The organism is Sphingosinicella sp. (genome assembly GCF_041916975.1).
In the GTDB taxonomy this organism is placed as follows: domain Bacteria; phylum Pseudomonadota; class Alphaproteobacteria; order Sphingomonadales; family Sphingomonadaceae; genus Sphingosinicella.
Map to the genome: position 1 here is coordinate 2,954,249 of NZ_JAYRYK010000001.1, position 12,754 is coordinate 2,967,002.

Here is a 12,754-nt window from a genome sequence, read left to right on the forward strand (position 1 = left end):
GCATCCCGATAATATGACGCGAGGACCGAAGGAGCCTCGCGCGATTATGGGTCAGATGAAGACGGTGATGCTGCTGGCGGCGCTGACGGCGCTGTTCATGGGGCTGGGCTACATGCTCGGCGGCAGCGGCGGTGCGCTGATCGCGCTTCTGATTTCCGGCGGGATGAACCTGTTCGCGATCTGGAACGCGGACAAGATGGTGCTTCGGATGCACAACGCCCGCGAAGTGGACGCGGCGAGCGCACCGGAGTTTGTCGGCCTCGTGAAAAACCTCGCGCAGCGCGCGGGGCTGCCGATGCCGAAGGTGTTCATCATCGATACCGATGCGCCCAACGCATTCGCGACCGGGCGCAATCCCGAAAACGCCGCCGTGGCGGCGACGACCGGCCTGCTGCGCATCCTCGACCGTGACGAGATCGAGGCGGTGATGGCGCACGAACTTGGCCACGTGAAGAACCGCGATACGCTGCTGATGACGGTGACGGCGACGCTGGCCGGCGCGATCTCGATGCTCGGCAATTTCGCGCTGTTTGCGGGCGGCAACAACCGCAACCCGATCGCGATCATTGCGGCGGTGATCGTGGCGCCGCTCGCGGCCATGCTGGTGCAGATGGCGATCAGCCGCACGCGCGAATATGGCGCGGACCGAGCGGGCGCCGAGATCAGCGGCAAGCCGATGAAGCTTGCGTCGGCGCTGCAGAAACTCGCGGCGGGCGCCGCGCGGATTCCGAACCCCTATGCGCAGAAGAATCCGGCGGCCGCGCAGCTCTACATCGTCGAGCCGTTGATGGGCGGCGGCATGGACAATCTTTTCTCGACGCACCCGAACCCTGAAAACCGTGTCGCGGCGCTCAGCCGCATCGCGCAGGAAATGGGGCAGGGTACGCGCCCCGCGAGCATCCAGGAGGCCGCGCAGCGCGGCCGGGTGAGCGCGCTCGATCCGCTCAAGCGTCGTCGCTGAACGTGGAGCAGATTTCGGGTGTACCGGCGCGCGCGGCGGCGCTTGCGCTTTTACAGGCGGTGTTGTGGCGGGGCGAACCGCTGGACCGTTCGATCGATCGCGCCTTTCGCAAGCTTGATGCGCCCGCCGATCGCGGCCTTGCGCGCGCGATCGTTTCGGGTGTGCTGCGGCACCTCCCAGATCTCGACGCGCTGATCGACGGCGCGACGAAGAAGCCCCTGCCGGACGATGCGCGCGCGCGCATGGTGCTGCGCATGGCGCTCGTCCAGACGATCCTCCTTGAAACGCCGCCGCACGCGGTGATCGCAACGGCGCTGCCGCTTCTCGAAGGCGGGCCGCGTAGGCTTGCGCACGGCGTGCTTTCGACGCTGCTGAAGCAGGGCGCCGCGTTGCCGTCTCCGCCGGGCCTGCCCGATCTGTGGACGGTGCGCTGGGGCGCGTCGTGGGGTGAGGATGTGGTCGCGGCCGCCGCCGTTGGCCTTGGCGCGGAACCGCCGCTCGACCTGACGCTTCGCGATGCGGGCGAGACGGCGATGTGGGCGGAGGCGCTCGGCGGCACCTCGCTGATCCCCGGGCATGTTCGGCTGGCGCGGCATGGACGCATCGAAGAGCTGCCCGGCTTCGAAGAGGGCGCGTGGTGGGTGCAGGATTTGGCGGCGTCGCTGCCGGCGCGGCTGCTGGACGCGAAGGCGGGAGAGGCAATCGCCGATCTTTGCGCCGCGCCGGGGGGCAAGACTCTGCAACTCGCCGCTGCGGGTGCGCAGGTGACGGCGCTCGACATTTCCGAGAATCGCATCGCCCGGGTGCGTGAGAATATGGAACGCACGGGGCTTGCGGCGGAGGTCGTTGCGGGTGACGCGCTCAAGTGGAAACCGGCCGCGCCGCTCGATGCGGTGCTGCTTGATGCGCCCTGTTCGGGCACCGGCATCTTCCGGCGGCACCCGGACGTTCTGCACCTGAAATCGGCGCGTCAGATCGGCGAACTCGTGCGGATGCAGGCGGCGCTGATGGATCATGCATTCGACATGCTGAAGCCCGGCGGGCGGATGCTCTACTGCGTCTGCTCGCTGGAACGCGATGAAGGCGAGTCGCAGGTTGCGGCATTCCTCTCGCGGACGCCGTGGGCGCGCTCTCTTCCGGTGGATGTGGAGAGCCTTCCGGCCGGAATTTCGCCGAATTCCGAGGGTTTCGTGCGTACGCTACCTGGTCAGCTTGCCGCGGACGGAGGCCTCGATGGGTTTTTCATGGCGCGCATCGCGAGGGTTTGAGCCGCGAATTTGACCTCCCGGCACGGGATGTTAAAGCCGGTCACATGCAGCAGCCTGTCCGTATCGCGCCCTCCATCCTTTCCGCTGATTTTGCCGATCTCGGCGCCGAGGTGCGGCGCATCGATGCGGCGGGGGCGGACTATATTCATGTTGACGTGATGGACGGGCATTTCGTGCCAAACATCACGATCGGGCCCGCTGTGGTGAAGGCGCTGCGGCCGCACACGGCGAAACCCTTCGACGTGCATCTGATGATCGCGCCGGTTGATCTGTACCTTGAAGCCTTCGCGGCGGCGGGCGCGGACATTCTTTCCGTGCACCCCGAATCGGGGCCGCATTTGCACCGTACGGTCCAGACGATCCGTACACTCGGCAAGAAGGCGGGTGTGGTGCTGAACCCCGCGACGCCGCTCAGCGTGCTCGATTATGTGATCGAGGATCTGGACCTCGTGCTGGTGATGAGCGTGAACCCCGGATTCGGCGGGCAGTCGTTCATCGACAGCCAGCTTCGCAAGATCGAGGCGATCCGGAAGCTCATTGACGCGACGGGCAAGACCATCGACCTCGAAGTCGACGGCGGCATCGACATGGCGACCGCGCCGCGCGCCATCGCGGCGGGCGCGGACGTGCTCGTTGCGGGCACGGCGACCTTCCGCGGCGGCCCGGACGCCTATGCGGCAAACATCGCACGCCTCAGGGGAGGCGGCGTGGCGTGAGCGATGCGGGCGGCAGGGATGATGACGGCCAGCGCCTGACGCGCGGGCGCGGCGCCGCGCGGACGCTCGGCGCGCGCCTGTCCGAAAAGCTCGCCCGCATCGGCTATGCGACGCCGCTCCACAACCGCAAGCTGCGCGGGCGGCCGCCGCTGAAACTGCTCGCGGTAACGGCGGACCCGATCGTGGGCGATGTCGCTGCGGGGCGCGAGATCGCGGCGGGCAAGCTCAGCTTCGGCGGGCATACGGAGGCGGTCCGCACGCTCAACTTCGCGACGGCGCGTGCGCCGCTCGCGTGGCGCGAATGGGTGCACGGCTTCGAGTGGCTGCGCGACCTTGCCGCGGCGAGCGACCGCAAGAAGGGCGCGATCGTCGCCGAACTCGTCGTCGAGGCGTGGCTTGCGAGCTACCGCGAGTACGACGAACTCGCGTGGCGCGCCGATCTCGCCGGGCGGCGGCTGATGTATTGGCCGCTCTATGCGCCCTACATCCTGTCGCGCAGCGATCCGATCTATCGCAGCCTCGTGCTCAACCACCTCGCCCGCGCCGCACGCCATGTCGATCGTGCGTGCGAGAAAATGCCGGAGGGGCTGCCGCGCGTGGAGGCGGCTGCAGGCCTGCTCGCGGCGGGGCTGATCCTGCCCGAAGGCGCGGCACGGACGGTGCGCGCCGAGAACGCGCTCAGGAAAGCGCTCGAAGACGTGCTGCTTCCGGGTGGCGGCGTCGCCAGCCGGCGGCCTTCGGATGCGCTCGCGCTCCTCGAGCGGCTGTTGACGCTCCGGGCGTTCTACGAAGCGCGCAAGACCGAGCTTTCCGAAGTGGTCGCCGAGGCGATCGAGACGGTGTCGTCGGGCGTGAAGGGGCTGCTGCTCGGCGACGGGCGGCTTGCCTCGATCCACGGCGGCAACGTCTGCGCGCCGGAACGGATCGCCAAGGCGCTCGCGCTCGTCGGCGGCAACGTGCGGCCGACGCGGAACGGTGCGGCGTCCGGCTTCCAGCGCATGGACGCGGGCAAGACGGTTATCGTCGTCGATGCGGGGCCGCCGCCCGCCAAGGACGTGGGCAGCGGCGCGCACGCGGGGACGCTCGCGTTCGAAATGTCGGACGGCGACGCGCGCATGGTCATCAACTGCGGCGGCGCGGACGGCGCGGCGGCGGCGCTGCCGGATGCCCTCGAAGGTCTGCTGCGGACGACGGCCGCGCATTCCACGCTCATCGTGAACGACACCAATTCGACACGGCTGCTCGTCGGCGGCGGGCTCGGCAAAGGTGTCGGCGAGGTCGTCGTCACGCGCCATGAAAGCGAGGAGGGCTGCTGGCTCGACGCGACACACGACGGCTATGCGAAGCGCTTCGGCGTCATCCACCGCCGCCGTATCTTCCTTGCCGCCGACGGTCGCGACATTCGCGGCGAGGACGCGCTTGAACCCGCGCGCGCGACGCGGCTGCTCGGGCGCCGCAAGGCGATCCCGTTCGACGTGCGCTTCCACCTTGCGCCCGGTGTCGAGGCGACGCCGACGGCGGACGGCAAGGGCGCGCTCGTGAAGCTGGCGGCGGGGCGCGTGTGGCAGATGAAGGTGCGCGGCGGCCGCCTGACGGTTGACGAGAGCATCTTCGTCGACGAAAGCGGCAAACATCGCAGCGTGGCGCAGATCGTCGTCAGCGGCGGAACGGAAAGTGGCGGCGCGACGGTCAACTGGTCGTTCAAGCGCGCAAGCAAGTAATAGGCAGGATAGTGACGATGAGCGAGATGCCGGTGAAGGTCACCCGGGCACTGATTTCGGTTTCGGACAAGACGGGTGTGGTCGACCTCGCGAAAGCACTCGCGGCGCGGGGTGTGGAACTGCTGTCGACCGGCGGCACGGCGAAGGCGCTGCGCGACGCGGGGCTCGCCGTGAAGGACGTGTCCGAGCACACGGGCTTCCCGGAGATGATGGACGGGCGCCTGAAGACCCTGCACCCCAAGGTGCACGGCGGGCTTCTGGCGCTGCGCGATCATCCCGAGCACGCCGCCGCGATGCGCGACCATGACATCGCGCCGATCGATGTGGTGGTGGTGAACCTCTACCCGTTTGAGGCGACTGTGGCGAAGGGCGCGGCGCGCGACGAGATCATCGAGAACATCGACATCGGCGGGCCTTCGATGGTGCGCTCGGCGGCGAAGAACCATGGGTTTGTCGCGATCCTCACAGATCCGGCCGACTATGCGGAGTTCATTGCGGCGCTGGAGGCGAATGACGGCGCGACCGATCTTGCGCTGAGGAAGCGCCTCGCGGCGAAGGCGTTCGCGGCGACGGCGGCGTATGATAGCGCAATCTCGTCCTGGTTCGCGTTCGGCGATCAGGGCAAGCTGTTCCCCGATACGCTGACGGTCGCGATGACGCGCGGCGACGAACTGCGCTACGGCGAGAACCCGCACCAGAAGGCGGCGTTCTATGCGCCGCGCGGGCCGCACACCAAGGGTATCGGACAGGCCCGGCAGGTGCAGGGCAAGGAACTCAGCTACAACAATCTGAACGATGCCGACGGTGCGCTCGAACTCATCGCCGAGTTCAAGGATGCAGGTCCGGCGGTCGCGATCATCAAGCACGCGAACCCGTGCGGCGTGTCGACGGGCGACAGCCTTGCCGAAGCCTATGGCGCGGCACTTGCCTGCGATCCCGTCTCGGCGTTCGGCGGCATCATTGCGGTGAACCGGCCGCTCGACGCGGCGGCGGCGGAGGCGATCACCGGTATCTTCACCGAGGTGGTCGTGGCGCCCGATGCCGACGAAGCGGCGCTCGCGATCTTCGCGAAGAAGAAGAACCTGCGCCTGCTGCTCACCGAATTGCCGGACCCGGCGCGCGGGGGCCTCTCGCTCAAGACCATCGCGGGGGGCTATCTGCTGCAATCGCGCGACAACGGCGCGATCGGTGTCGATGACCTGAAGGTCGTTACGGCGCGCCAGCCGAGCCCGCAGGAACTTGCCGACATGCTGTTCGCATGGCGTGTGGCGAAGCACGTAAAATCGAACGCCATCGTCTACGCGAAGGACGGCGCGACTGCCGGCATCGGCGCGGGGCAGATGAGCCGGCTCGACTCAGCGCGCATTGCCGCGTGGAAGGCGCGCGACGCTGCCGAGGCCGCAGGCTGGGCGCAGGTGAAAACTGTCGGTTCGGCAGTGGCTTCGGACGCGTTCTTCCCGTTCGCAGACGGGCTGCTCGCAGCGGCGGATGCGGGTGCGACGGCCGTGATCCAGCCCGGCGGCTCGATCCGCGACGATGAGGTGATTGCGGCCGCGAACGAGAAGGGCCTCGCGATGGCGTTCACCGGGATGCGCCACTTCCGCCACTAGGACGGCCCGATCTTCCGCCCAGGGCGGGCTGCAAACGTCGGCTTTCTGCGCTTCCGGTGCTCACGTACTGTAAGTACGTTGCGCTCCGGTTCTCGAAATCCACCATTTTCGCTCCGCCCTGGGCGGAAGCTCGAGCCGTCCTCAAGCGCTTTTGCGAATCGTTCCGCTTTCGCTTTGAAAGGCGTAGGCTTCGGGCTTCGCAATAGCGCGAGGGAGGAAGCCATGCGTGTTCTCTGTCTTGGCGTAGTGTTGGCGTTTTCGGCATCCACGGCGCTGGCGGCGGACATGAAGCTTTCGCCCGCCGATACGGCGGCGGCGTTCAAGGCGGCGGGGTTCGCGAAGAAGGGGAACCGCTGGGAAAGCTGCGGTGATCCCGGCACGGCGGCCTACACGCCGGGCACGATCGACCTGGTGCGGGATCTGAACGGAGACGGCCAGCCGGAAGCCGTCATTTCCGAAGGCAGCAGCTTTTGCTTCGGCAACACCGGGACAGGCTACGCGATCGTCAGCAAGCAGGCGGCGGGCGGCTGGAAGCTGATCACCGGCGGCCCCGGCATCCCGAACCTGCTCACCACGAAGGGCGCGGGCGGCTGGCCCGACATCGAGATAGGCGGGCCCGGTTTCTGCTTCCCGGTCGAGCGATGGAACGGCAAGGAATACCGGTTGCATCGGCATCAGTATGAAGGCAAGGCCTGCCGCCCAAGATAGGCCGCAATCCGGGTCAGGCTGGCCTGCAAAGCACGACTTTCTGTGCTTCCGGTGCTCACGGACTCTTGTCCGCTGCGCGCCGGTTCTCGAATGTCATCCTTTTCGGCTCGGCCGGACCCGGATTCCGACCTATCCTCCAATGTCGACCAGTGAGTTTTGATGTCCGATCCGACCACCATTCGCCGCCTTTACGGACGCCGCCAGGCGTTTGCGCTTCGCAATCGGGCGCAGCGGCTTGTCGAGGAATTGCTGCCCACCGTGGCGATTCCCACGGAGGGGCCGCTGGATGCCGCGCGGCTGTTCGGCGACGCGCGACTGCTGGAGCTGGAGATCGGGTTCGGCAAGGGTGAGCATCTCGTTGCCCATGCCGCCGCACGGCCGGAGACGGGGTTCATCGGCTGTGAGCCGTTTCTGAACGGTGTCACCGGCCTGCTCGGCCACATCGAGGACGAGGGGCTGACGAATGTCCGCGTTCATGACGGCGATGCGCTGAACGTGCTGGAACGTTTGCCCGATGCGGCGCTTGAGCGGGTGTATCTGCTCCACCCCGATCCGTGGCCGAAGGCGCGGCACGCCAAGCGGCGTTTCGTCAATCCGGGGCCGCTCGATCGCATCGCCGCGAAGCTGAAGCCGGGCGGCGAGTTTCGGCTCGCCACCGATCATCCCGTCTACATGCGCTGGGCGGTGATGCAGATGGCGCGGCGGACTGACTTTGAGTGGCTTGCCGAGCATCCTTCCGACTGGGAAACTCGCCCCGATGACTGGCCGCCGACGCGCTACGGCGAATGGGCGGCGGGCGAAGGACGGCCGATCTGGTATTTCCGGTATCGGCGGCGATAGGAGTGTGGACATGACTGCGAACGAAGCCCCCGTGACGACAGCTGTGACGACAGCGATGGAAGGCGGCGTTCTGCGGTTGACGCTGAATGCGCCGTCCGCGCGCAACAGCCTGTCCTTCGCGATGATCGAGGCGCTGCGCGCCGCGCTCCGCGATGCGGATGCGGACCGCGCAGTGCGTGTCATCGTGATCGCGGCAGCGGGGCATGTGTTTTCCGCCGGGCATGACCTTAAGGAGATGGATGCCGCGCGCGCCGCGGAGGACGGTGGCCGCGGCGCGTTCATTCGGCTGTTCGAGGCGTGCGGCCAGCTGATGCAGGAGGTCGTGAACCATCGCTGCCCGGTGATCGCCGAGGTGGCGGGCGTCGCGACGGCGGCCGGGTGCCAGCTCGTTGCGAGCTGCGACCTTGCCGTGGCGGGCAAGGCCGCGCGGTTCGCGACGCCGGGCGTGCGGATCGGGCTGTTCTGCTCGACGCCGATGGTGGCGCTCACGCGCAACCTTTCGGCCAAGCACGCGATGGAGATGCTGCTGACGGGTGACCTCATCGACGCGGCGCGCGCGGCCGAGATCGGTCTCGTTAACCGCGTGGTGGATGACGCCGCGCTCACAGCCGAGACGATGGCGTTTGCGGCGCAGATCGCGGGGCGCTCGCAGCTCACCGTCGGCATCGGCAAGCGCGCCTTCTATGCGCAGCGCGAAATGCCGCTCGCCGAGGCCTATGCCTATGCGTCGACGGTGATGGCGGAAAACATGATGGCGGCCGATGCCTGCGAGGGCATCGGCGCCTTCATCGCGAAACGCGATCCCGTCTGGCGGGATCAGTAAGCGGGCGTCAGCTTCAGGAGGCGACCGTTCTCGCCGTCCTCAAGTAGCCAGATCGCGCCGTCCGGGCCTTGTTCGACGGCGCGGATGCGGGCTTCCATCGGCCACTGGTCGGCCTTGGTCGCGGTCTCGCCGTTCAGGTCGACACGGATCAGCGCCTCGCCCGAAAGTGCGCCGATGAAGGCGTCGCCCTTCCAGTCGGGGAACAGGTCGCCCTTGTAGATGAGCAGGCTTGAGGGCGAGATCGAGGGGTTCCAGAACACCTTCGGCGGCTCGAAGCCGTCGCCCGGCTTGTGGTCCGGAATGTCCTTGCCGTCGTAGTGATCGCCGTTCGAGGCCTTGGGATAGCCGTAGTTGGTTCCAGCCTTGATGAGATTGAGTTCGTCGCCGCCCTTCGGTCCCATCTCCATTTCCCAGAGACGGCCGTCGCTGTCGAAATCGATGCCGAGCGGATTGCGGATGCCGTAAGCCCAGACCTGCGCCTTCACGCGGCCCTGATCGTAGAAGGGGTTGTCCGACGGGATCATGCCGGTGTCGGAAAGGCGCACGATCTTGCCGAGATTGGAATTCAAATCCTGCGCGGGATCGAACTTCTGCCGCTCGCCGCTCGACACGTACATCATGCCGTCCGGGCCGAAGGCGATTCGGTGGCCGTAGTGGCCCTGTCCGCTGACCTTGGGTTCCTGCCGCCAGATCACCTGCAGGCCCTCGATACGGGGCGCACCGCCATCCAGCACAAGCTTGCCGCGCGCCACAGCAGCGCCGCGCGTGTCGCCGTCGCCGGCTTCGGCGAAGCTCAGGTAGATATAGCCGTTGTTCGCGAAATCCGGGTGCACCGCGACGTCGCCGAGGCCACCCTGTCCGCCGTAGTCGACCTTGGGCACGCCCGCGACATCGACCGTGTCGCCGCCGAGGCGGACCAGCTTCAGCACGCCTTTCTTCTCGGTGACGAGGATGCGGCCATCGGGGAGGAAGGCGAGCGCCCACGGCTCTTCGAACGTGCCCATTTCGGCCGAGGTGAAGGGCTTGCCCGACTTTGTCGTGGCGGCGGGTGCGGTGTCGGCGCTGTCGTTGGCGGCGGAGCCGTTTGCGCCGCAGGCGGCGAGGGCGAGTGCGGAAACGAGAGCGAGCGCGGGGAAAGAGCGGATCATTGCAGCAATGTCTCCATTTTCGGGGAATGGGCGCAGGCTAGCCGGGTGTTGGGCCGCTGACAAATCTCTATACCCATGCCTGGGCGTGGTGCTCTTGCGAGGCGCAGGGTTTGCGCCTATATGGGCAGCGTTCTCCACATGGGTAGTCCAAGAGGAGGTCGGTTCCAAGGTTCGGAACCGGCGCCGAAGGGTCGTATCTGCAAGGGAGCAGGAGTTTGACGGACACGAAGGCGCTCGAGGCACTGGTGGAGCCGATCGCAACCGCGATGGGCTTCGATCTCGTGCGCGTTGCGCTGATGAACGGTGCGGGCGGGTTGACGCTGCAGGTGATGGCGGAAGACCCCGCGACGCGGCAGCTCACCATCGATCAGTGCGCGTCGCTGAGCCGCCGCGTGTCGGACATGCTCGATGAAGTCGATCCGATTCCGGGCGAGTATAATCTCGAGGTGAGTTCGCCCGGCATCGACCGGCCGCTGACCCGCCTTCAGGATTTTGCCGACTGGGCGGGATATGTCGCCAAGATCCAGCTCACCGAGCCCGCTGAAGGACGGAAGCGGTTTCAGGGGCACATTCTCGGGCTCGATGATGCTATGGTGCGCATCGCGGTTGAGGGACTCGGCGAGACCGCGGTGCCGTTTGCAAGTATCGCCAGCGCGAAGCTGGTGCTGACCGACGATCTCATCAAGGCAACGAAGCCGCTCTCCAGCGAGGGCGCCGACGCGTTAGACGAAGAAGAAGAGGAAGACGACTGATGGCCACCGCGATTTCCGCCAACAAGGCCGAGCTGCTGGCGATTGCCGACGCCGTTGCGCGCGAGAAGTCCATCGATCGCATGATCGTGATCGAGGCGATGGAAGAGGCCATCCAGCGCGCCGCTCGTGCCCGTTACGGCGCCGAGAACGACATCCGCGCGAAGATCGATCCGGTCTCGGGCGAAATGCGCCTGTGGCGTGTGCTCGAAGTGGTCGAGGCGCCTGAGGATCATTTCAAGCAGATCAGCCTCGTCGACGCGCAGAAGCGCGACAAGGGCGTCGCGATCGGCGACTTCGTCGTCGACCCGCTGCCGCCAATCGAGTTCGGCCGCATCGCCGCGCAGGCTGCAAAGCAGGTGATCGTGCAGAAGGTGCGCGATGCCGAGCGCGAGCGTCAGTACGAGGAATTCAAGGACCGCGTGAACGAGGTGACGACGGGCGTCGTGAAGCGCGTCGAGTTCGGCCACGTCGTCGTCGACCTTGGCCGCGCCGAGGGCGTCATCCGCCGCGACCAGCAGATCCCGCGCGAAATTCTGCGCGTGAACGACCGCGTGCGGTGCCTGATCAAGGACGTGCGCCGCGAGAACCGCGGCCCGCAGATTTTCCTGTCGCGCGCGGCGGGCGAGTACATGAAGAAGCTGTTCGCGCAGGAAGTGCCGGAAATCTACGACGGCATTATCGAGATCAAGGCGGTCGCCCGCGATCCGGGCAGCCGCGCCAAGATTGGCGTCATCAGCCGCGATTCGTCGATCGACCCCGTCGGCGCGTGCGTCGGCATGAAGGGCAGCCGCGTGCAGGCCGTCGTGCAGGAGCTGCAGGGCGAGAAGATCGACATCATCCCGTGGTCGCCCGACATTGCGACGTTCGTGGTGAACGCGCTGCAGCCCGCCGAAGTCGCGAAGGTCGTGATCGACGAGGAAGAGCAGCGTATCGAGGTGGTCGTTCCCGACGACCAGCTTTCGCTCGCCATCGGCCGCCGCGGTCAGAACGTGCGCCTCGCGAGCCAGCTCACGGGTCACCAGATCGACATCATGACCGAGGCCGACGAGAGCGAACGCCGCCAGAAGGAATTCGTCGAGCGCTCCGAGATGTTCATGAACGAACTCGACGTCGATGAGACGCTGGCGCAGCTGCTCGTTGCCGAGGGTTTCACGGAGCTTGAGGAAGTCGCCTACGTCGAGACGGACGAACTCGCCGCGATCGAAGGCTTCGACGAGGATCTGGCGGGCGAACTCCAGAACCGCGCCACCGAAGGGCTGGAGCGCCGCGAGGCCGCGAACCGCGAGGAGCGCCGCGCGCTCGGCGTCGAGGACGCGCTGGCGGCGATCGAGGGGCTCTCCGAGAAGATGCTCGTGACGCTCGGCAAGGCCGGTATCAAGACGCTCGACGATCTCGGCGATCTCGCGACCGACGAACTCGTCTCCAAACGTGAGGGCGTGCTCAAGGAGTATGGCCTCAGCGAAGCCGACGGTAACCGCATCATCATGGCGGCCCGCGCCCACTGGTTCGAGGGCGAAGACGCATCCGGGGAGGACGCACCCGCGGATGCCGAAGCATGAGCCCGAACGTCGCTGCATAATTAGCGGTGAGCGCGAAGGGCGGGACGCACTGGTGCGGCTCGCTCTTTCCCCCGACGGCGAGGTTCTGCCGGATGTCGGCGCGCGCGCGCCGGGCCGCGGCGCGTGGGTGAAACCCGATCGCGCTTTCGTTGCTGAAGCCGAAGCCAAAGGCAAGTTGAAGGGCGCATTGCAACGTGCCTTCAAGGGCGATGTGAAACGCGTGCCCGAAGGCATGGCGGAACGCATCGAGGCCGGGTTGAAACGCGCGGCGCTCGACCGGCTTGGGCTGGAGCTTCGCGCGGGCAATCTGCTGCTCGGCAGCGACCGCATCGCAGGGGCGGTGGACAGCGGCGAGGCGCGGCTTGTGCTGCACGCCGCCGACGCCGCGCCCGACGGCGTGCGCAAGCTGGCGCAGCGGTTGCATTCGGCGGGCGGAAAGGCCAAAGCAATCGCCTTGCCCGTGGGCCGGGATGAATTGTCCTTGGCGCTTGGGCAGGCCAATGTGGTACACGCCGCGCTTCGCGACCGGCAGGCCGCGCTTCGCGTGGAGTCTGCGGTCACTCGCTGGCGCGCGTATCTTGGTCTGCATGACGGAATCGAAATCTCGGACGGGACGCCGTCCGCTGGATCTGAGTTGTAAAGGGTACG

Annotated in this window: 12 protein-coding genes; 11 read left to right on the forward strand and 1 reads right to left on the reverse strand. The window is 67.0% G+C overall.

What is annotated here, in order from left to right; translation table 11 throughout:
- The first annotated feature begins 46 nt into the window (after nt 1-46).
- From htpX to ACE3TJ_RS14040, 8 genes are all read left to right on the forward strand, one after another.
- Nucleotides 47-961: a zinc metalloprotease HtpX gene (gene htpX, locus ACE3TJ_RS14005; protein WP_374597158.1), complete on the forward strand. Its 915-nt coding sequence runs from the start codon at nt 47-49 to the stop codon at nt 959-961.
- Nucleotides 958-2,229, forward strand: a complete 1,272-nt coding sequence (locus ACE3TJ_RS14010; protein WP_374599411.1) for an RsmB/NOP family class I SAM-dependent RNA methyltransferase — start codon at nt 958-960, stop codon at nt 2,227-2,229. Before htpX ends, ACE3TJ_RS14010 begins: the two co-directional genes overlap by 4 nt.
- A 44-nt stretch (nt 2,230-2,273) precedes the next feature.
- Nucleotides 2,274-2,945, forward strand: coding sequence for a ribulose-phosphate 3-epimerase (gene rpe / locus ACE3TJ_RS14015; protein WP_374597160.1), 672 nt, complete (start codon nt 2,274-2,276; stop codon nt 2,943-2,945).
- Complete coding sequence (locus ACE3TJ_RS14020) at nt 2,942-4,666, forward strand: heparinase II/III family protein (protein WP_374597162.1); 1,725 nt, start codon at nt 2,942-2,944, stop codon at nt 4,664-4,666. Before rpe ends, ACE3TJ_RS14020 begins: the two co-directional genes overlap by 4 nt.
- Before the next feature lie 17 nt (nt 4,667-4,683).
- Nucleotides 4,684-6,276, forward strand: a complete 1,593-nt coding sequence (gene purH, locus ACE3TJ_RS14025) for a bifunctional phosphoribosylaminoimidazolecarboxamide formyltransferase/IMP cyclohydrolase (RefSeq protein ID WP_374597165.1) — start codon at nt 4,684-4,686, stop codon at nt 6,274-6,276.
- Nucleotides 6,277-6,498: 222 nt separating this feature from the next.
- Complete coding sequence (locus tag ACE3TJ_RS14030) at nt 6,499-6,984, forward strand: hypothetical protein (RefSeq protein ID WP_374597167.1); 486 nt, start codon at nt 6,499-6,501, stop codon at nt 6,982-6,984.
- A 159-nt stretch (nt 6,985-7,143) separates the two neighbouring features.
- The gene (gene trmB / locus ACE3TJ_RS14035; RefSeq protein ID WP_374597169.1) at nt 7,144-7,824 is read left to right on the forward strand and encodes a tRNA (guanosine(46)-N7)-methyltransferase TrmB; all 681 of its coding nucleotides are present in this window, start codon (nt 7,144-7,146) and stop codon (nt 7,822-7,824) included.
- Between the two features lie 10 nt (nt 7,825-7,834).
- A complete protein-coding gene (locus ACE3TJ_RS14040) occupies nt 7,835-8,647 on the forward strand; it encodes an enoyl-CoA hydratase (protein WP_374597171.1) in 813 nt (270 codons plus the stop codon).
- On the opposite strand, the gene ACE3TJ_RS14045 is transcribed toward ACE3TJ_RS14040, so the two are convergent.
- Entirely contained in the window at nt 8,641-9,795 is a 1,155-nt protein-coding gene (locus ACE3TJ_RS14045; protein ID WP_374597173.1) for a PQQ-dependent sugar dehydrogenase, read from the reverse strand. The genes ACE3TJ_RS14040 and ACE3TJ_RS14045 overlap by 7 nt on opposite strands.
- A gap of 215 nt (nt 9,796-10,010) precedes the next feature.
- Here ACE3TJ_RS14045 and rimP point away from each other — a divergent pair, with 215 nt between their 5' ends.
- The 3 genes from rimP to ACE3TJ_RS14060 are packed head-to-tail and all read left to right on the forward strand — an operon-like array spanning nt 10,011 to nt 12,746.
- Entirely contained in the window at nt 10,011-10,547 is a 537-nt protein-coding gene (gene rimP / locus ACE3TJ_RS14050; RefSeq protein WP_374597174.1) for a ribosome maturation protein RimP, read from the forward strand.
- Nucleotides 10,547-12,106: a transcription termination factor NusA gene (gene nusA / locus ACE3TJ_RS14055; RefSeq protein ID WP_374597176.1), complete on the forward strand. Its 1,560-nt coding sequence runs from the start codon at nt 10,547-10,549 to the stop codon at nt 12,104-12,106. Before rimP ends, nusA begins: the two co-directional genes overlap by 1 nt.
- Nucleotides 12,093-12,746: a DUF448 domain-containing protein gene (locus tag ACE3TJ_RS14060; protein WP_374597178.1), complete on the forward strand. Its 654-nt coding sequence runs from the start codon at nt 12,093-12,095 to the stop codon at nt 12,744-12,746. The genes nusA and ACE3TJ_RS14060 overlap by 14 nt, the downstream gene beginning before the upstream one ends.
- The last annotated feature ends 8 nt before the right edge of the window (nt 12,747-12,754 follow it).